Origin of the sequence: Peribacillus sp. FSL P2-0133 (assembly GCF_037975445.1) — a bacterium.
Lineage (GTDB): Bacteria > Bacillota > Bacilli > Bacillales > DSM-1321 > Peribacillus > Peribacillus simplex_E.
In genome coordinates this window covers 2,870,091-2,890,234 of sequence record NZ_CP150254.1, presented here as the reverse complement: position 1 = coordinate 2,890,234, position 20,144 = coordinate 2,870,091, and the positions used below count along the sequence as shown (strand labels likewise).

At 37.4% G+C, this 20,144-nt stretch carries 16 protein-coding genes and 1 pseudogene; 15 read left to right on the top strand and 2 right to left on the bottom strand.

The genetic code is table 11. From position 1 onward, the window contains the following. Window positions 1-147 precede the first annotated feature (147 nt). The 4 genes from MKY17_RS13860 (at window position 148) to MKY17_RS13845 (ending at window position 3,361) form a co-directional block, all read left to right on the top strand. Window positions 148-741, top strand: coding sequence for a branched-chain amino acid aminotransferase (locus MKY17_RS13860; RefSeq protein ID WP_098373304.1), 594 nt, complete (start codon window positions 148-150; stop codon window positions 739-741). A gap of 696 nt (window positions 742-1,437) precedes the next feature. Further along, window positions 1,438-2,376 (top strand): MBL fold metallo-hydrolase, encoded by a 939-nt coding sequence (locus MKY17_RS13855; RefSeq protein ID WP_098373305.1) that lies wholly within the window; start codon window positions 1,438-1,440, stop codon window positions 2,374-2,376. 338 nt (window positions 2,377-2,714) lie between these two features. Continuing rightward, on the top strand, window positions 2,715-3,146 hold the full coding sequence (locus MKY17_RS13850; RefSeq protein ID WP_339202284.1) for an MFS transporter: 432 nt from the start codon (window positions 2,715-2,717) through the stop codon (window positions 3,144-3,146). Further along, entirely contained in the window at window positions 3,143-3,361 is a 219-nt protein-coding gene (locus tag MKY17_RS13845; RefSeq protein ID WP_339202282.1) for a hypothetical protein, read from the top strand. The genes MKY17_RS13850 and MKY17_RS13845 overlap by 4 nt, the downstream gene beginning before the upstream one ends. 81 nt (window positions 3,362-3,442) lie before the next feature. Here the strand turns inward: MKY17_RS13845 and MKY17_RS13840 are convergent, their stop codons facing one another. After that, window positions 3,443-5,050 (bottom strand): FMN-binding glutamate synthase family protein, encoded by a 1,608-nt coding sequence (locus MKY17_RS13840; RefSeq protein WP_098373306.1) that lies wholly within the window; start codon window positions 5,048-5,050, stop codon window positions 3,443-3,445. Window positions 5,051-6,008: 958 nt separating this feature from the next. On the opposite strand from MKY17_RS13840, the gene MKY17_RS13835 reads away from it, so the two are divergent. From MKY17_RS13835 to MKY17_RS13800, 8 genes and pseudogenes are all read left to right on the top strand, one after another. Then, the gene (locus MKY17_RS13835) at window positions 6,009-7,154 is read left to right on the top strand and encodes a glycerate kinase (RefSeq protein ID WP_339202279.1); all 1,146 of its coding nucleotides are present in this window, start codon (window positions 6,009-6,011) and stop codon (window positions 7,152-7,154) included. Between the two features lie 734 nt (window positions 7,155-7,888). Then, a complete protein-coding gene (locus tag MKY17_RS13830) occupies window positions 7,889-8,644 on the top strand; it encodes a GTP cyclohydrolase II (protein WP_098373308.1) in 756 nt (251 codons plus the stop codon). A 673-nt stretch (window positions 8,645-9,317) separates the two neighbouring features. Beyond that, a pseudogene (locus MKY17_RS13825) lies at window positions 9,318-9,917 on the top strand (alcohol dehydrogenase catalytic domain-containing protein). A gap of 388 nt (window positions 9,918-10,305) precedes the next feature. Further along, the gene (locus tag MKY17_RS13820) at window positions 10,306-11,301 is read left to right on the top strand and encodes an asparaginase (protein ID WP_098373309.1); all 996 of its coding nucleotides are present in this window, start codon (window positions 10,306-10,308) and stop codon (window positions 11,299-11,301) included. Window positions 11,302-11,452: 151 nt separating this feature from the next. Further along, window positions 11,453-12,886 (top strand): alanine/glycine:cation symporter family protein, encoded by a 1,434-nt coding sequence (locus MKY17_RS13815; protein WP_339202276.1) that lies wholly within the window; start codon window positions 11,453-11,455, stop codon window positions 12,884-12,886. A 270-nt stretch (window positions 12,887-13,156) separates the two neighbouring features. Next, window positions 13,157-13,945, top strand: a complete 789-nt coding sequence (locus MKY17_RS13810; protein ID WP_339202274.1) for a fumarylacetoacetate hydrolase family protein — start codon at window positions 13,157-13,159, stop codon at window positions 13,943-13,945. Between the two features lie 274 nt (window positions 13,946-14,219). Next, window positions 14,220-14,552 (top strand): PadR family transcriptional regulator, encoded by a 333-nt coding sequence (locus MKY17_RS13805; protein ID WP_339202273.1) that lies wholly within the window; start codon window positions 14,220-14,222, stop codon window positions 14,550-14,552. A gap of 1 nt (window position 14,553) precedes the next feature. Beyond that, window positions 14,554-15,543, top strand: a complete 990-nt coding sequence (locus MKY17_RS13800; protein ID WP_339202271.1) for a hypothetical protein — start codon at window positions 14,554-14,556, stop codon at window positions 15,541-15,543. Between the two features lie 178 nt (window positions 15,544-15,721). Here MKY17_RS13800 and MKY17_RS13795 read toward each other — a convergent pair whose 3' ends face one another. Then, on the bottom strand, window positions 15,722-16,255 hold the full coding sequence (locus MKY17_RS13795; protein ID WP_098372401.1) for an IseA DL-endopeptidase inhibitor family protein: 534 nt from the start codon (window positions 16,253-16,255) through the stop codon (window positions 15,722-15,724). A gap of 655 nt (window positions 16,256-16,910) precedes the next feature. Here MKY17_RS13795 and MKY17_RS13790 point away from each other — a divergent pair. The 3 genes from MKY17_RS13790 (at window position 16,911) to MKY17_RS13780 (ending at window position 20,121) form a co-directional block, all read left to right on the top strand. Next, window positions 16,911-17,303 (top strand): sporulation protein, encoded by a 393-nt coding sequence (locus MKY17_RS13790; protein WP_286177144.1) that lies wholly within the window; start codon window positions 16,911-16,913, stop codon window positions 17,301-17,303. A 21-nt stretch (window positions 17,304-17,324) separates the two neighbouring features. After that, on the top strand, window positions 17,325-18,206 hold the full coding sequence (locus MKY17_RS13785) for a mechanosensitive ion channel family protein (protein WP_339202269.1): 882 nt from the start codon (window positions 17,325-17,327) through the stop codon (window positions 18,204-18,206). A gap of 661 nt (window positions 18,207-18,867) precedes the next feature. Beyond that, complete coding sequence (locus tag MKY17_RS13780) at window positions 18,868-20,121, top strand: MFS transporter (RefSeq protein WP_339202268.1); 1,254 nt, start codon at window positions 18,868-18,870, stop codon at window positions 20,119-20,121. Window positions 20,122-20,144: the final 23 nt, after the last annotated feature.

Genomic DNA, 20,144 nt, shown 5'->3' with positions numbered 1-20,144 from the left:
GTATTAACTCTTACCACTACTATATCGAAGCCACGAATTGATTGCTACAATCGATATTGTAATTTCTTTCACAAAGTTATTTTATCTATAGGGAATATGCTATGATTGAAATTGCGAGAGCTTGAAAAGATACTAGGAGGACAAATCATGTTAAAAAAACAAATGGAATCATACATATCAAAATCCGTAACCGATAAAAAGGTTGAGTTGTTTAATGAAGAAAAGGATTATGTAGAAAAGCATAAATTAATTGCTGATGATATCATTATAGTGGAAAAAGAAAATGCATCCCGTTTTACAGATGCTTATATGGAGCGCAGTAATAAAGAGAGCGAAGAATTAATCTCTGAAGAGAACTCTGCATTTTTATCACAACCTATCGAGTATTTGAAAAAAAACAAAGATGAATTCCTTTACTTTGAATCACAATGGTTCGAATTAATCGGTGTTGAGGCACTTTCGTTAGAAGTCGATGATGTTTTCGGTACATATAACGCGATGTTCGGATTGAAATTCCAGAAAAAAATGGCTGAAGTTTTAAAAACGTATTTAACTAAGGAACTTCAAGGAGGAATTGGATCGTTCAGTTTAATGTTTAATCAGGGCGACGGGCTATGGGACGTGAATTTTGCCTTGGATAACTTAAAAGGGTTTAGAGAAGACATGTTATTAGAAGAAGCTTTTAATTTAATCTATCATTTTCTTTTTATCCTTGTTCAAACAATCGAGGAAGATATGTAAAACGAGGTGCCGCCATTAATTTTAATAATACGTCAGTTTGTAGACAAAAAGGTTTCGGAATGCTCTCATTCCGAAACCTTTTTGGTTTTTTATTGGATTTGAAGCAGTAATAGAGAATAATAAATGGATCATACCTGGGTGTCATACCTCTGAATACATATCTTACACCAAGTCATACATGAAAGAGAAAACAATGGCCGTCTCCAGTTTACTACCAAATGGTTCTATGGCACCAGTTGATCTATAGTAATCATTTCAAGTTGATCTCGCTGAATAGAATAATGTTTAGAAAGTACCCTTATCACATTAAGCTTTAATTCTTCTATATTTATAAAAAGACTGTAGGCAAAAAAGGAGTTCTTTCCTATTTTTAAAACAAAGTTGATTGGAACGGAAGTGGCGAGACTCCCTCGGAAAGCGAGTGCCTGTAGTGGAAATAAACGGTCATATTTTTACAGTCCCCCAAAAAACTGTAGCCATTAATTTTAAGGGCAGTTTTTTTTATTTCTTGAGTTAACCAATGCCCCAGGCCACGGCTTCTGGATTTTAATCGAATGGCTATGGATATTGATTAAAGGAACTTGAAAGAATTCGTCGAATTGATTAATGATATACCTTTATTTAATAAACTTAAATGTTTTGTTTTTTGATTTTTTGTTCATGTAAATAAAGTTACATCGGAAGGGGAAGTTATATTTGCTGAATGAATTGAAAGTTACACAAGTTACCATTCCAATGCCTTTTAGGTTGGATCATGTCCATTGTTTTCTAGCAGAAGGTAAAACAGGGTGGACAATCATTGATACGGGATTAAATAACAAAACGACAAAGGATTTATGGAACCCAATTATCGAAAAACACGATATTACCAATATTATCATCACCCATTATCACCCAGACCATTTCGGATATGCAGGGGCATTACAACAATTAACCGGTGCGGATGTTTGGATGACACAAGTGGATGAACATGCGGGAACTACGTATTGGGAAACGGATTCGCTGAATCTGCTTAAAGAAAATTATAAGGCATGTGGAATGGAAGACGAGGTAGCCGTCGCCTTATCCAGTGACGAAAGTGGATTCATGCCCCAAGTAAAACCCTATCCTACCGTAAATCATCATCTTGAAGAAGGAATGAAGCTGCATTTTGGCAAATATGAGTATGAAGTAATTTTCACGCCGGGGCATTCTGATGGCCTGATATCATTATACAATAAGGAAAAAAGTGTCCTTTTCTCGACAGATCATATATTGCCCAGGGTATCTCCAAATATTTCGTATTGGTTTAAAGGTTTCTGCAACCCATTGGAAGAGTTTTTTACTTCTTTGAAAAAAATACAAAAGCTGAATGTTGAATATGTCATCCCTTCACATGGGAAACCTTTTCAAAATGCCAATAAAAGAATTGTTGAATTGTTGGACCACCATCAGGACAGGTTGCATATAATTCATGAAAACATGAAAGAGCCGATTTCTGTAAAAAGTGCTTGCCATATCTTATTTGGAAATCTGCCCATTCACGAAACCAGGTTTGCTGTTGGTGAAACATTGGCCCACCTTGAATACCTTCTTTTGAATGACCAATGCAGAAAGTTTAAACGTGATGGCAAATGGTATTATCAATCCATTTGATATATTGAACATTGATTCTAGCTCATGTCATATGAGCTTTTTTTGCATTCAAAACGCAAGTCACACTGTCTTAAATATACTAGTTAATGAATAAATGCCGGTTCATATCCCGGTTTAACAGAGCTTTTCCCAAGAGCTTCCGGTTCTGCCAGCGTAATGGTGAAAGCATTCATGTCTGCTGGAGCATTTCTTCTCTATTTCATGATATTATTTTTCTCGAATCATGAGATGTTTTATGGATATGCCTTTTTTATTCCTGCTGCCATTTATCTATTGAATCTGATGTTTTTTTTTTCACCGTTTCTTTTCCAAGTACGAATATGTATAAGGAAAAACAAGTGGACGATCGTACCGGGAGAATGAAATTCATTTCAGAACCAGTATTACGTAAAGAGGGACTTGCTCTCGTGATAATCGGTTTCACGTCAACAGGATTATTCACGGTTTCACAGATATGGCTTCCGACTTATGGTCAGCAAGCTGTGGGCATGACAATGGCCAGTTCCATCAAATTACTGAGTTATTATAGTTTAGGGGCGCTTATTTCTGTATTGGTTTTATCCGTATTATTAAAAAAGATCGTCCGGCCAATAACGGTTATCATGATTTATCCGATCATAACTTTTATTTCAATCCTTACGATCCTTTTGGTTAAAGTACCGATCATTGTTTCCATCACGGCATTTTTCATCGGACTTTCCACTGCGGGGATCTTTCAATTAGCCATTACGATAATGACGGATTTTTCTGGAGAAAAAAAGGAACAGTGACCGGGATCGTGGCAACAGCTGCTGGATTGGCGTCTATAGTTATGCCGCTTGTAACGGGTTGGGTGTCGAAAAGCGGGAATATATCAATCATCTTCATATTTGATACATTCCTGTCTGTAACTGGTTTTATAGCTGCAGTTTATGTTTATTTTCGCTATGGAAAGCTGATGGGTAAGGGAAAAGAGCAGACAGGGGATATTCGTTTACATGCCTGATACATTTTGGAGCAGCCAAAAACGGCTTCACTTATTAATAAAGTGAAAACCACCGCCCATCAAACTTGGGCGGTGGTTTTTTCATTGCCTGGCACCTATTTGTCCTTTTACTTCTTTCATGATATCTTCAAGGGATGTGACAATTCCTTTATCATCCTTATAGCTAATGTGCTTAGGTTGAAAATGGATAGGTGAATCCAAACCAGCAGCGGCTGAGATTCGATATAATCCTTTTCTAAGGGTAACAAGAAAATTGACCACACGGTATTTCTTTTCATCGATGACAAGTGCCTTTTGCAGTTCCGGATCAGTGGTTGCTACCCCGACCGGACAAGCATTGGATTGACATTTCATCGTCTGAATACATCCTATCGCAATCATGAAACCACGTGCTATGTTAACAAGGTCGGCTCCCATGGATAGGGCAATGGCGATTCTATCAGGCGTGAACAATTTACCGGAGGCGATGATTTTAACCCGATCTCGGACGCCGTATTTTTCCAGTGTCGATACTAAAATCGGCAACGCGGATTTTAGCGGCAATCCTACGCTATCGATCAATTCCTGATAAGAAGCACCCGTGCCGCCTTCACCGCCATCCAATGAAATGAAATCCGGACCTTTCCCGGTTTCTTTCATATAACTAGCAAGCTCTTCGACACTGTCATTGCCGCCGATGACCATTTTGATACCGACCGGGATGCCTGTATGTTCCCTGATTCTTTCAATAAAATCGCACATGGATTTTACGTCATTGAATTGATGGAACCGATTCGGACTATCGATCGCTTTGTACGGAACGACCTTACGGATTTCAGCGATTTCCGGATTCACTTTTTCAGCATCAATATGCCCTCCGCGAGTTTTGGCACCTTGAGCCAATTTGATTTCAAATGCTTTGATTTCTGGTATTTCACTTTTTCTTTTTAACTCATCCCAATCCATCTCGCCTTTACTATCACGAACCCCAAACATGGCTGGCCCGATTTGCATGATTATATCGACACCGCCGGTTAAATGATAAGGAGAAAGTCCGCCTTCCCCTGTATTCATCCATGTGCCTTTTGCTGCAGCCAATCCCTCAGAAAGGGCAGTGATTGCGTTCTTCCCCAAAGAACCATAACTCATGGCGGACATGCCGATAAGACCTTTTAATCGAAAGGGGTGCTTAGTGTTTGGGCCGATGATCACGGCATCTGTATCATCCAATAAGAATGCAGAGGACACTTCATCTCCCCATTTTTCTTCTCGCTGTGAGAAAAGCGGGTCTTTCATTAGAATGTATCTTTTAGTCGTCACTTTTGTTTCTCGATCGTATTTTTCTTCTTCGGCCAATTTTGGGAACATGCTATTCTTAACAAAGAATCCTTCTTCATCAAAATCCCGTTTTGAACCAAAACCTATTACATCCCGTAAATATTTTGAACTTTTCACCATATGTTCATAGTCATCCCGGGAAAAGGGTTTTCCTTCGTTATCACTGTTAAACCAATATTGCCGCATTTCAGGCCCGATTTTTTCCAGAAAGTAACGTATTCTCCCGAGCACGGGGTAATTTCTTAAAATTGCATGATGCTTCTGCGTGCGGTCAAAGAAAACCATATAAAGTAATAGGAAAACCAAGACGATGATAACGATGACAATAACGGTAAATCCAAGGATAATTAAAATATTTGCGATGCCACTCATTCAAAATCCCTCCTGATATGCAAAAAAAATCATGTATTGTTAATCTACTCGGTTATTCGATCAATTATACAGATTTCCAATGCAAGGATTTAATAGGGATAGAATGAGTTAATTTAAATAGACCGTCTTGTTCTTAAAATATCTTCAATTTCTCCTTTTCGTTTGTTTTACCCAAATGGCTAACTGCAAAGTTACGTCATCATGCAGCTCCTGTGGATTATACCCGGTAATTACCTTGATTTTTTATTCGGTATATAAGGGCACATACCCGGACATTTAAGTTACTAAGGAAAAATTGTTACAGCGTCTCGACCAACTTTTCATAAGCTGCTTAGTTTCATTTCCTGAAATTCCCTTTTCGTCCGGTCATCTATCCTTTCCAACAGTGACTTTGTTTCCGCAGTATATTTAGTAAAAGTGCTGATTTAGCTTCCCGGAAAGAGTGACATTTGTATGATTCCTTTTCCACAATTGAGCCAAAACCGATTCGAATAACAAAGTGCTTTTAATTGTTTGATGACTGTATCCAGTCTTTGGTCTATACTATTTTCCGCAATCGCAGTAGTTACGATGCGTCACGATTTCCAGAGGCGATGATGGTTCCATTATCATCCGTAATAATAATAATATTTCGGTTGATTCTATTGGTTTGACAATTTCCATTGTACTTTCTTACATACAAGTCATCCTTATAGAATTTTTAGTTATTATCAAGTTTTCGATAACAGAATGGTATTCGTTTTCATGCAAACAAGCTATGACTTATAATGAAAAAGGGGATGGTCGTTAGTTTACGCCTTTAGCAACCTTATACTTTAGGAAGTTGGGAAAATAACAGAATACTTACTGGTATAGCCAAAAAACAAACAACATGTCATACTAATTTCGTATAGAATGAACGGTGATTAAAATATTTCCAAAGATTATAATTTATAATATATTCAAAGGGGGCCTGAGCATGAAAATTGTTATTGCACCAGATTCCTATAAAGGAAGTTTGTCAGCATTAGAAGCTTCCAAAGCAATCGAGCGAGGGGTCAGGAAGGCACTGCCGGATGCGGAGACAGAATTGGTTCCTGTAGCGGATGGCGGGGAAGGTACGATGGATAGCCTTGTGGCAGCTACGAATGGTCGAAAAGTTGAAGTGACTGTTAAAGGACCTTTACTTGAAGACGTTCAGGCAGCATATGGAATCTTGGGTGATCAGGAAACATGCGTGATTGAAATGGCCAGTGCATCCGGACTGTGCCTAGTAGATCCAGATGATTTGAACCCATTGATCACTACTACATACGGAGCAGGGGAGCTTATTCAAAAAGCATTGAATGATGGCTGTAGAAAGTTCATTTTAGCGGTAGGTGGAAGCGCTACCAATGATGCGGGTGTTGGAATGCTCCAGGCTTTGGGAATGAGGGTGTTTGATGAAGATGGTAAACCGCTGGGATTCGGGGGTGCCGAATTATCGCGGATATCAGAAATTAATACGGAAGATTTTGATTCCAGAATTGCAGATTCCGAGTTTTTGATTGCCTCGGATGTCCAGAATCCGTTAGTTGGTCCGGATGGAGCATCAAGTGTATTCGGACCTCAAAAAGGTGCCACTCCTGCCATGGTTGAATTGCTTGATAAAGCTTTATCATCATGGGCTGATTTAGTGGAAATCAAGACAGGCATACACTTGCATGATAAAGCAGGTGCGGGTGCTGCAGGTGGAATTGGAGGTGCATTTCAAGCCTTTTTCCCAGCAAAAACAAAAAGGGGCATCGATATTGTGTTGGAGCATACGAAAATGGTTGAAAAATTGTCCGATGCTGATTGTGTCTTTACCGGTGAGGGCCAAATTGATTACCAGACAGCTTCTGGCAAAACACCAATGGGAGTTGCACAAGAAGCCAAAAAGCACGATATTCCAGTATTTGTTTTAGCAGGATCAATCGGAACTGGAATTGAAGTTTTATATGACCATGGAGTAACTAGTGTTCATAGTTTAGTGAACGCTCCTATGCCATTAAAGGAAGCTATGGAAAGAGGAGCTGAATTGTTGGAAGTTTCAGCCGAACAAGTAATGCGGACTTTTTTGGGAGGGATTAAAAATAGGAGGTAATTAATTGTTTTCTAAAAGAGCTTCAAGATAAAAGAAATCTTATCAATTCAAGTTAAAAATGAAGAAGAGCTTGAAACGATTGGATACTTTTTGAATGGGTTCGAAATAAATAATTCGCTTAAAAGATCAGTCCTCAAGGTTTATAAGAATTCCTATTTAGTTAACTGTGGGCATTTTTTAAAATTGGTGACGATGCCTTTCCTATTGAACAAACGGGTACGTCAGCCGTAAATCGGAGCTGTCTTTAAGGCAGCTTTTTCTTTATGCAACTATCGGGGCAGGTTAGTACAAAGAACTGAAAATGGTGAAAGTGAATGAGTATAGAAAATTAACTAGATTTGCTTATCAAGTGTTAATTGAATTCCTATCTTTAACACCCTTTAACAAAAATCTATTGTATTTGTTTTAAGAAAGGTACTTACCCTATTTTATTTAATTACTGACGAACAAAACATACAATACACAATAGTATAGGTATACATAATGAATATAAGAAGAAGTATGTTAATTATTCAAATTGACAAGCTTGAAAGAAGAAAAAAACAAGTGGTGATGTTGCTGTCATTTGGGATAATCAATTATTCTGTCCTTAACATTTTCTTGAAGTATCCATAAGAATAAATGGAGAGTTAAGGACGAATGCAAAGCAAAATAGTTCTAAGAAGCTGAGAAAAATTCTATTGGGATAAATTTTGCATCGATGCTTAAACTAACTCAAAAAAGGAGTGAAACTTATGTCCCAAACAAAGTTTGATTCGAAAGTTCTTTCAGTTATAGAAGATAAAATTCGGCTAATTAAAATAGATAATAAGGCCATTTATTTAGTTGGTCCCATTCGACTACCAGTTAACTTATATGGGGAAACGGTAGTGTTCAAATGGTATTGTTGGCTAAATTGTGACGAAGTAACAGAAAACTATGAGAGAATTATTGAGAAATTATCTTCTGTTAATTTAGCTGAATTGCAGCAATCAAGTGTGTTAGTATATGGTGACTTTTCATATAGTGATGATGCCATTATCAGAATGCATTCCATTTGTCATACAGGAGACATATTTGGCAGTAAGCGATGCGACTGCGGTTATCAATTGAAAAAATCCATGAAAATGATTGTGGAACATGGTGTGGGTGCGTTGTTTTATCTAGCCAATCATGAAGGAAGAGGAATTGGCCTCTTTAGTAAGGCACTGGCTTATATCCTTCAGGAAAATGGCTATGATACAGTTGATGCTAATAGAAAACTGGGTTTTGTTGATGATTCCAGAAACTATAATGACGCGATACTAGTACTGAAAGCACTAAGATCCAAGCCGGTTACACTTATAACCAATAACCCAAAAAAGCTGGAAGCACTGAAAAACGCTGGTTTGGAGGTTGCAGGTAGAAAGCCTTTATGGGGAGATATTTCGGAGTTTAATGAGAATTATCTCCAGACAAAGATAAAACGTTCAGGTCATTTAGAGGAAGAGAGGATTTGTCCAAATGACTAATCTCATCCTGGATCTACACCTATAATTGTTCTGGGCCTATATCCTAAACCACCAAGAAAATATAATATACTTAATTTACTTTATTAATGTGAATTGTAGTTGTTTTAATTGGAAAGATAGATATGATCGCTATCTCTGAAGCACTTCCTTGGCAGCTTTTATGTGCATTATTGGAGTAGTATATGTGCAATTAGCGATTATTGCTGTTTCGAAAATTGGAGTAATTACTGCCGTTATCCCAGTCTTGATGCTGCCGATACAATAATTTCCCTGGATATTCCGAGAATAATAAGAAATGCAACTTTACTTGTGAAAAGTGCAAAAATAGAAAATAATCGTTGTTGAACTAGGGCTTTTCTTTATTATTTAGAATCTGATCAGCAGCTCCTTTTCTTATGAAACAAAAGGGGCAGATTAGTTCACTAAGGGTTAGGGAATGGTTTGTTACCAGAAATTTATTTCCCCGAATTATTTCACGCTATATAACTAATTCGAACGCTATCACCAAAATACTTCGCAATCAAGACAGTGCTCCTTTTTTATTAAACCGTGCAACTTTATTAACTTACATAAAAATTATGCTAGGAGTGACTAAGTATATTATATACTTTCCTTGCTGAACATAGTTAAGAGTGTTAACAGAGAATATTAGAATTAGAAGGGCCCAGCATTTATGAAGCCTGTAACTTATCAAGGACCAAATCATGTACAAGTTAACCAAGTAGAGGATGCAAAATTAGAAAAAAAGACGATATTATAGTTAAGATTACTTCTACTGCTATTTGCGGATCTGATTTGTATTTATATCAAGGTAACATGCCATTACCCCCAGGATATATAATTGGCCATGAACCAATGGGTATTGTAGAAAAAGTTGGACCTGAAATCACTAAAGTAAAAAAGTGAGACCGTGTTGTGCTCCCTTTAATCTTTCATGCGGACATTACTTTTATTGCCAACATGAAATGAAAAGCCAATGCGATAACTCAAACCCTCATTATGATTCTGGAGGGCTGAATATTTAAAAGTCCCTTTTGGAAATTTCACTCCCTTTGTTATCGAGGAATTATGCGAATTGGAAGTTGAGTCACTGCTCTTTTTATGATGTTCTGCCAACAGCTTATTGGAGTGTAATAAATACAGGTGTAAAATCAGAATTGTTTGAAAAATAAGAAATAACGAATTTGACCCAAGGGAAATTATCACACACAAAATGTCACTTGAAGAAGCAAGTCATGGTTATCAAATTTTTAATAATCGTAAGGATAAATGAATTAAAGTCGTTTTAAAACCAAAATCCCTGGAGCATGGCATTACGCAGAGTTTGTCTCGCAAAGGGAATTTGTTACGATAACGCTGTTATGGAAAATTTTTTTGGTATCATGAAATCGGAACTGTCTTTAAGGCAGTTTTTTTCTTTATGGAACTGTATGTTTTTTATTCTGGACAGGCGTTATATTATCCGACATGGGATAAAATCAATTGTCCCAATTAAAGATTTTAAAATGGTAAAAGAAAATTATTTGAATATTTTTATCTTGAATTATTGTATTTATGTTACTATAATTACATGGAAAGTACGCGAATCGAATAAACGCACGCGAAACGAATACTTTCTTTGAAAAACATATTGTAGTAAATAGATAGGGGAGTCATTATCATTGAAAAAATTAATGTTGATTACAACTGGTGGAACAGTAGCCTCACTTGAAGGAGAAAACGGACTTGCACCTGAACTGCATGCTGGTGATTTATTAAGTTACATACCTGAATTAAATGTACGTTGCCGTATTGATACGAAGGAGTTAATGAACATTGATAGCACCAACATGCAACCAGAGTTTTGGATAGACTTGGCAAATGTAATTTACGATCATTACGATCATTACGATGGCTTTATTATTACGCATGGCACCGATACAATGGCTTACACATCAGCTGCACTTTCTTATATGTTACAAGATGCATCAAAACCGATTGTTATTACAGGTTCGCAAATTCCAATTTCGTATAGTAAAACAGATGCTAAACGAAACATTTCAGATGCCATTCGTTTTGCTTGTGAAGAAATAGGTGGGGTATATATTGTATTTGACGGCAAAGTCATTCAAGGGACAAGAGCGATTAAACTTAGAACGAAAAGCTATGATGCCTTTGAAAGTATTAATTATCCGTATGTTGCATCGATGCATGATGACCATATTGAATATAATAAATCCATTCATATCAAAAAAAAGAAACACATTCAATTAGATACATCACTTTGTACAGATGTGGCGGTTGTGAAATTACATCCTGGGATAAAACCAGAATTTTTTGACTGCTTAAAAGGTTTGTATAAAGGAGTGGTTGTGGAGAGCTATGGAAGTGGTGGTGTACCTTTTCAAGTGCGCAACATTTTAGCGAAATTAATTGAATTAACAGAGCACGGTGTATCGGTTGTCATTACGACTCAATGTCTAGAAGAAGGGGAGGACATGAGTATATATGAAGTTGGTCGGAAAATTGACCATGATCGTGTAGTACGTTCTAAAAATATGAACACAGAAGCAATCGTGCCGAAATTGATGTGGGTGCTAGGAAAAACAACAGATCCTAAAAAGGTAAAAGAAATGATGGAAACAACGATTGCAGCAGATATTTCGTTGAATTTTTGAAATACTGCCATTAAGTCTATTAACTCAAATATTTGAGGGCTATAAATTCCTGACTTTGGACAGACTTCATCAGTTGATGAAGTTGATCTTTTTTTATAGTGAAAAAACCATGTATCTTCTAAGCTAGTAAATTTTAATAAGAGGTGTTTAAATGCAACAACTATTACATGACGTAATTGGCGTAACGAATGATTTCCTTTGGTCAAAATTATTAATTATTATGCTTGTTTCTTGTGGGATTTATTTCACATTTAAATTGAAATTTGTACAGGTTAGAATGTTAAAGGAAATGGTCCGTGTTTTAATGGAAGGAAGAAAGGGTTCTAAAGACAGCGTTTCCCCCTTTCAAGCGTTCTGTATCGGTATGGCCGCTCGCGTTGGAACAGGAAATATCACAGGAATTGCGATTGCGATTGCATTAGGCGGTCCTGGAGCGATATTCTGGATGTGGATTATTGCAATTATTAGCTCGGCAACCAGCTTTATTGAAAGTACGTTAGCGCAAGTATATAAAGTTAAAGATAAAACTGGTTTCCGAGGTGGTCCATCCTATTATATGGAAAAAGGATTAAACAAACGTTGGATGGGAGTATTATTCTCCATTTTAATTACGCTTTCTTTCGGACTTGTATTCAATTCAGTACAATCAAATACCGTTACAATTGCTTTTGAGAACTCATTTGGTGCAGATCGTTTAACTGTAGGGATTCTCATGACAATTGCTTTCGCTGCGATTATCTTTGGCGGTGTGAAACGTATTGCAAAAATTGCTGAATACAAGGTTATGATTCTAGGTGTGTTATATCTCGGAATTACATTATTTGTCATTGTAATGAACATAACCAAAATGCCGGAAATTCTTTCTCTTATTATTAATAACGCGTTTGGCTTTGAACAACTAGCAGGCGGTTCAATCGGCGCTGCGTTCATGAATGGAGTTAAACGTGGTTTATTCTCGAATGAAGCTGGTATGGGGAGTGCGCCAAACGTTGCCGCAACGGCAAAAACAAGTCATCCGGTGAAACAAGGGCTTATTCAGGCATTTGGCGTATTGACGGATACACTGATCATCTGTACAAGCACAGCATTTATTATTTTACTTTCGGATGCTTATAAACAACCAGGGCTAACTGGCATTGCACTTACACAAACTTCATTAAGTGAACACATCGGTTCCTGGGCATCAGGTTGTCTTGCTATCTTTGTTTTCCTATTTGCATTCGGTTCGTTAATTGGTAACTATTATTATGGGGAAACAAATATTCGATTTTTACACTCAGGTAAAGCATGGTTAGTTCTATATCGAATAGGCGCGTTCTCCATGATTGTATTCGGTTCGATTGCAAAGGTCGAGCTTGTATGGGATTTAGCGGATTTATTTATGGGCTTGATGGTTATCGTAAACTTAATTGCTGTTTTCTTATTATCAAAAGTAGCTTTTGCAGCATTAAGTGATTATATGAAACAGAAAAAAGCTGGTCAAGATCCTGTTTTTTATAAAGACAGCATTAAGGGTCTTGAAAATCTTGAATGTTGGGAGCATTCTCAAGATGCTGCCACTTTTATAAAAAGAAAAACCATGTAAACATATAAAAAAAGATCTTCAGACATATTAACTATCAACCGCATACGTTTCCGTCTGACTGTTTTAAAGTAAGTATCAGTGCTTCAACTACATTTCATTGCTCATTATTGAACTTTTCGATGAAATCGAATAAAATAATCTACCACCAGGGCAGCACTTTCTGAGCTCATTGTTGAGCTATCTGTTATGGAGTTGGAATCTTCGGTGGAGACCCGAATTTTATATTTTCTAAGGTCAGTATACCTTAATTATCAAAGGAGTTTTTTCATAATGCATGTGCTACAAAAAATAGTTCGCTATCAGAATCAACAGGGCAATATACATTACGGTATTGTTGAGGATGAGATGATATTACAACTGTCTAGCAGTTTTGCTGAACTTGTCAACAAGGAAATAAAGTATGACGGGGTAGAGCTGAAATATAGTGACGTAAAAATTCTGGAACCTGTAAAACCATCGAAAGTTGTTAATTTCGGCTGGACATATGCAGGTCATGCAAAGGAAACCGGGGGAGAGGCAAACCTTGTAGAACCATTTCTCTTCTTAAAGCCATTATCTTCGCTTATTGCAGACAAGGAGAAAATTATCCTTCCTCCAAACGATCTATCCAACCAAGTGGAACTCGAAGGGGAAGTAGCCTTGGTGATTGGAAAGCGCGGAAAAAACATCAAAGAAGAAGATGCGCTTGATTATGTGTTCGGTTGCACGATATTTAATGACGTCACAGCAAGAGATCTTACAAAAAAAGATCCACAGTTTACGCGGGGCAAAGGATTTGATACATTCGGACCTTTGGGACCGTGCATCGTTACCGGGGTAGATCCCACTAATTTGCGGATTGTGACCACTTTAAACGGCCGCGTTGTCCAAGACGGTAATACCAATGAAATGTCTCTAAGCATTCCGTTTCTAATCAGCTGGCTTTCACAGGTAATGACACTGGAGCCAGGTGACATTTTGGCCACGGGTTCACCATCTGGCAGCTGCCCGATCAAGCAGGGGGATGAGGTGGTTGTTGAAGTCGAGAACATCGGTCGATTAAGTAATGCTGTTCAGTAAGATTTGCCAGCATTTGAAAGTGACGGATCCCTACAAAGCTCAAACGATGGAAACCTTAATACAAGGAGTGGTCCAATTATCACGACGATGATATCATGGGTCATTCTTGTGTGATATTAATAAAGGAAAAACGGAGAGGCGTGAAACGCTTCTCTTTTTTATGCTTTAAATAAAATATATTTTCATTTTTATGGTGTTGTAAGAACTAAAATAGTGTATGATGCATAGTATAAGGTATGGTGTACGTCACATAGTATAGAGAAGAGGTGATTGGATGAGCACTTTACTGAATTCATTAACCACTGAGCTACGCAGAGGCACTTTGACGTTAGCTGTTTTAAGTCAGCTCAAAACCCCTCAGTATGGGTACTCGCTTGTCCAGCGTTTAGAGAAGTCGGGAATTACCATTGATCAAAGTACTTTATATCCATTGCTTCGCCGCCTGGAAAAACAAGAATTGGTAACCAGCAGCTGGGATACTTCTGAAAGTAGACCGCGCAAGTACTATTCTTTAAGCGATTATGGGGGAGAAATCTTCACCCAGTTAAAAGAAGAATGGGAAAAAACTTCTCAAGAGCTTTATATATTATTAAAAGGAGAGGGATAAGATGGAGCTGATTGAACTTTATATTCAGGAAGTGACCCGCAGGCTGCCAGAAAAAAACCGGGAGGATATTGCGCTTGAGCTTCAATCTACAATCGAAGATATGCTTCCAGTGGATCATACGGAGCAAGACGTGAAATCCGTTCTTTTAAAATTAGGAGATCCGGTTACACTGGCAAGCCGTTATCGCGATCGGCCGATGCATCTGATTGGACCGCGTTATTTTGATGTTTATATCTGTCTGTTGAAAATGATTTTACCAATCGCTGCAGTCATTTCACTGATCGGATTAATAGGGGATAATCCTTTTCGGGATATGGGGAATACGGTTGTGGACGCAATTTTAATAATAATCGGAAAAGGGATTGCGGGTATCATCAGTACAGGTATTCAAGTGTTTTTCTGGTTAACGATTTCATTTGCCATTTTAGAACGCGTGGATACTTCAAAAGACCAGTCGCCTTTAACAAAAGACTTGAAACCATGGACACCGGAAAACCTAAAAGATATTACGAACATTTCAAAGAAAAAAGCGGTTCCTATGATCGAGATTTTTGCGAGTTTGTTAGGTCTTTCTGTCTTCGCGGCCCTTTATTTCAATGCAGCAAACCTCTTAGGAGTCTATGAAAAAAGAAATGGCAGTCTCATTTTCGTGACACCTTCTTTCAATCAAGACGTCTTGAATTCCTATTGGCTGCTGGTATCATGCGTCGTCATCATTGGGGTGCTCTTGGCGATTTATAAATTATTTTTAAGGCGATGGACCATGAAACTAGCTTTATTTCATGCCATATACCAGCTGTTATCCACTCTGACTTTCATCATCATCATCAGTAATCCTGATTTATTGAACCCGGAATTCATTGCGTACCAAAAAACACTATTTTCAACCGATGAATGGAAAACCTCGATTTACTGGGGGCTCATACTCATCTCCATCTTTTTTGCTGTCTACGATTCCTATCAAGGCTTCCGTAAGGCAAAAATCCGTTAAGGCACAGCATCTAGCTGTGTTTTTTTTTTTTTTGAAAGTTCCCAGAAGTGAAAAGGAGCTGTTACAAGTCTGTAAGATTATATCTTAAATTACAATGGAAAACAGAAAAACGCCTCATATACTGTATAGTTTATAACTAACTATACAGTATATGAGGCGTTACATTTAAACCATTTTTTTATTGAACTGCATCGAACTGATTAACTTTCCAAGTGGATCCGGACTTATAAAAGGTAACTGTTCTTTTTACTGAGTCACCGTCGACTGTAGGTACAGTTAAATTGTAGGATCTAACGTTAGTTTTTTGATAAACTAATTTAATTTTTGCTTTTCTCCACTCTAACATGCTGTCGCCGTCTCCGATTGGACGGGCTAATTTCCCTTTATGGGTAATGTAACTATATTTGTTCAGCCCTTTTTCAACTGCATTATTAGTAAATGTCTCTGCTAAGTAGGTAGTCAATTTATCTTTTGTATTAAACTCTTGGCAAAGGTATGAATACGCTGTTCCTTTATAATTGAAAGTTTTTTGTGAACATGAACGGGTTTTGTACCCATGTAAAGCATTCCAAAAATGTTTGCTGGCATTATCGGCTATCTTTAATGCATTTGCGTCAGACAAATTCTGTGATGTCGTTTTTGCGGTAACCTGACCACTTAATGTGAAAAATAAAATGATAATGGATAATAGCACACCTGAAAATTTTTTCATATTTTATCTCCCCAATCCCTATTAGGATACTTATGTAACGAACGTTTAATTAATATTACATTTGTTACATTTATATTACAACACGATTGGCATAAGTAAAAGAGAAATCTTGTTAATTTTTAAATAAAATTTTATATATACATAGTTTGTTCACTTTATTCTTTTTGAAAGGAGCGTTCACCCATTTGTAAGGACTTGGCTGATACATACTTATTCCACCAACTGGCCTATTTAAAACCCAGCAGTTAATTCTTTTCCAAAAACGGGACAAGTTAATTCATTATATTTTCATTAATATCAAGATATGTACAAAGAACCCGAATTTCCCGGGCAGATCCCGAAAATAATAAAATATAAAGGTTTGACAAACTTTCTAATCCTACCGTATTATAAATTATATACTTGAATACATTCTCCAAAGGGGAGTAGCTTTTACAACAATGTCGTCATTACAGAGCTCTTTGCTCTCGGTGTTGTTGGCAGCATATTGTTGTTAGCCAGACCTTACCTATTGGTAAAGGTCTATTTATTTTTAGTAAACCTTTACCAAAATGGTAAAGGTTTTTTTGTGCAGGATAATGCAGCCCTTAAGGAAATGTATAAATATATTGGGAATAGTAGAATTACAAATAAATATATAATTGGAGTGTATTCTTTGATACTTAGAAAATCTTTGTTACTTTTAGGGATAGGTTCTGCACAAATAGATTTAATCCTTCCGAAAAACACGTATAAATCTGGTGAATGCATAAATGGATATTTCTTGATTAAGGGTGGTACCCTTACGCAAAGAATAAGGAGAATCGAATGTGATTTAATTATGGATACTCATTCTACCGGAATCGACGAAATCCTTAAAACGAGCACCATTTTGTCTTCAAGAGAGATAAATTCAGGGGAAAGCAATGAAATTCCTTTTAACTTTTGTCTGCCTATATTGAAGGAACCTTATAAGCGAGGGGTTTCCTATCGCCTTAAAACGAGACTAATACTGGATAAAGGGATAATAGGCAAGGATGATGACTGGATTTTAATCGATTCTGAATAAAGTGGAAATGGAGGTGGGAACATGAATATCTTGAAATTTACTGAGCTTGCTATGGATTATTTAAAAGAATTTTTAATATTGAGGCTTTTTATATTAGCTTTACTGTTATTGGCGGTTTATTATATTTTGAATAAAATGGTTGAATGGTTCTTTAAAAGGTCCAATTTTTTTGAGGAAGAAGTCGAGAAAACGATACAGGGGGTTACTCGTTCTTCTCTTAGGTACGGCATTTCCGCGCTTTTCCTTATTTATTTGATTGGACAGTTTATAGACCTAAAAGGAATTTTAGCTGGAGCTGGGATTTTAGGGGTCGTTATCGGATTTGCCGCTCAGCAAATGCTTAAGGATATCTTATTGGGATTCGTAAGGCTATCAGATAATGAATTCCGAGTGGGGAATTTTGTGACATTCAATGAGACAAGTTCTGGGACGATTGAGGAAATCGGTATCCGGTTCATGCAGATCAGGGAATGGTCAGGGAAATTGCTGACTATCCCACACAGTGAAATCAGGACGATTCAAAATTTTAATAAAGGGAGAATGCGAATCATTGAACGCATTACAGTAAGTTACCAAGAAAATCCTGAAAAGGTAAAACGACTGTTGGAAGATATATGCCTTATCTGCAATGAAAAGTATGGTGAAACACTTCTAAGGCTAGAGGATGGTACACCTGAAGAGGATTTTAGATATATTGGCATCACGGATTTAAATCCGAATCTTAAATATGTTGGTTATGAACTATGCTTAGTGGGACTTGTTAATCCTGAACATTACTTTGAAACAGCGAGAAGCGTGAGGTTTGAAATGATGACAGCTTTTCATGAGCATCAAATTATAATGCCATCTGCCCATTTGCTTGTTCAGGGCAATCCTATTCATGAACGTATATTGGAGAATTGAAAAGAAGAATCACAATTGTTTGAGGTGATTCCGGTATAGGGTCATGAAAAAGTGATAGAGAAGATAAAAGAGGGCAGTAAGCATAACTAGTAATTATTGGTAACTAATGGAATTTAAAATACTTTTTTAATGAAAGTGTTTGAACGTTGATTGGAAAGTAGGGCACTCGCTTTCCACGGGCGGTCCGCCCTCAACGCGTTTACGGCTAGGAGGCTTGGCAGACAGTCGGCGGAAAGGGAGCAGATTTCTGAAATCAAATGGAACGTTTTTTAATAAAAAAACCGCAGGCAAACTCGCTTTTCTTCGAGTTTGTCTACAGTCTGGGCTTTCTTTTAAAGAAAGTCCATTTTTTATACAATACGTCGAACAACCCTGCCCAAAAAAATGGGTTATTTTTATGGATTTCACCTTGATTTATCAGATTAAATAGATTATTATGAAATTAACATAAAATGGAAGGGTGACCTTTAAACAATGATCATTTAATCCTATTCTTTAAGAAAAAAATGCGTGCTAAATACGAACTTTTTTCTGGATAGGATTAGTCTGTACATTAAAATACAAACAAAGATCATTGTGTTCCGTCCATTAGGGATATTTTGCTCTGTTAATTTTGTATTGTACTGCCTCCTGTCCAGATATCTCACAGGAGGTTTTTATATTGGGGGAAAACACATCAGTAACATTGAGTAATAAGGAACCTAACTTATTTAAAAATCGGGTATTCCGGGCCATTATCTTTTCAGGCTTGTTTTTACAAATAGGGATATGGGTACGGAATTTTGCAGTTTTGCTATTCGTCATGGAAAAGACAAACGGGGATGCCTTTGCCATTTCCATGATATCAGTAGCGGAATTCGCGCCCATTTTTATTTTTTCATTTATTGGAGGGACGTTTGCTGACCGCTGGAGTCCGAAAAAAACGATGGTTTGGTGTGATATATTAAGTGCAATATCCGTATTTGCTGTGCTTATCTCGCTTATCTTCGGCAGTTGGAAAATGGTATTCTTCGCTACTTTGATTTCGGCGATACTTTCCCAGTTTTCTCAGCCATCAGGCATGAAGCTATTTAAGATGCATTTGCCAGAAAGTCAAATTCAGACGGGGATGTCTGTTTATCAGACCGTCTTTGCAGTATTTATGGTTTTAGGTCCGATTCTCGGTACATTCGCCTTCCAATCATTCGGGATAAACATTTCGATTGCGATTACTGGCCTGGCGTTTTTACTTTCAGCTGGTGCACTCGCCTTTCTTCCAAAAGATCGTAAACTGAATGAAGAGACCGCAAAAACAACGATATGGCAGGAAATGAAAAGCGGAGTGAGGTATGTGTTGCGAAAAAAGGAACTAAGTTTGCTTGGTTTATGTTTTCTGGCAGCCGGGCTCGGACTTGGTTTCATTCAGCCGCTCTCTATATTCCTTGTTACAGAACAACTGGAACTGCCCAAGGAAAATCTGCAATGGTTATTTATGGTGAATGGGTTTGGCATGATTTTAGGTGGAGCCGGTGTGATGATTTTTGCCAAAAAGGTGGCACCTCAAAGATTATTAGCTTTAGGAATGCTTGTGAATGCCATCGGATTAGCGGTAATGGGGCTTTCAACAAATCTTTGGATTACACTTACAGCCGAGTTCTTTAATGGGCTAATGCTGCCTTGTATTCAAATCGGGATCAATACATTGATATTACAGAGGACCGAAGGTGAGTTCATCGGAAGGGTCAATGGAATCTTAAGCCCGTTATTCACTGGATCGATGGTGTTGACCATGAGTGCAGCAGGCGTACTGAAAGAGCAATTTTCACTCGTCGCCATATTTGAAACAGCCGCTTTCTTTTTTATTCTAGGGATGTTTTTCATTTTGCCATTGTACAATCAAAAGGCCGAAACAAAACCCCTGGAAATTCAATCGTAATTATCTTGCAGTATGCCAACACC

What these genes read in the sequence shown, in the direction of transcription:
- MKY17_RS13800 (WP_339202271.1), top strand. Translation starts at nt 14,554, where the DNA reads ATGGAGCTGATTGAACTTTATATTCAGGAAGTGACCCGCAGGCTGCCA.
- MKY17_RS13860 (WP_098373304.1), top strand. Translation starts at nt 148, where the DNA reads ATGTTAAAAAAACAAATGGAATCATACATATCAAAATCCGTAACCGAT.
- MKY17_RS13830 (WP_098373308.1), top strand. Translation starts at nt 7,889, where the DNA reads ATGTCCCAAACAAAGTTTGATTCGAAAGTTCTTTCAGTTATAGAAGAT.
- MKY17_RS13835 (WP_339202279.1), top strand. Translation starts at nt 6,009, where the DNA reads ATGAAAATTGTTATTGCACCAGATTCCTATAAAGGAAGTTTGTCAGCA.
- MKY17_RS13840 (WP_098373306.1), bottom strand. Translation starts at nt 5,050, where the DNA reads ATGAGTGGCATCGCAAATATTTTAATTATCCTTGGATTTACCGTTATT.
- MKY17_RS13810 (WP_339202274.1), top strand. Translation starts at nt 13,157, where the DNA reads ATGCATGTGCTACAAAAAATAGTTCGCTATCAGAATCAACAGGGCAAT.
- MKY17_RS13795 (WP_098372401.1), bottom strand. Translation starts at nt 16,255, where the DNA reads ATGAAAAAATTTTCAGGTGTGCTATTATCCATTATCATTTTATTTTTC.
- MKY17_RS13785 (WP_339202269.1), top strand. Translation starts at nt 17,325, where the DNA reads ATGAATATCTTGAAATTTACTGAGCTTGCTATGGATTATTTAAAAGAA.
- MKY17_RS13805 (WP_339202273.1), top strand. Translation starts at nt 14,220, where the DNA reads ATGAGCACTTTACTGAATTCATTAACCACTGAGCTACGCAGAGGCACT.
- MKY17_RS13815 (WP_339202276.1), top strand. Translation starts at nt 11,453, where the DNA reads ATGCAACAACTATTACATGACGTAATTGGCGTAACGAATGATTTCCTT.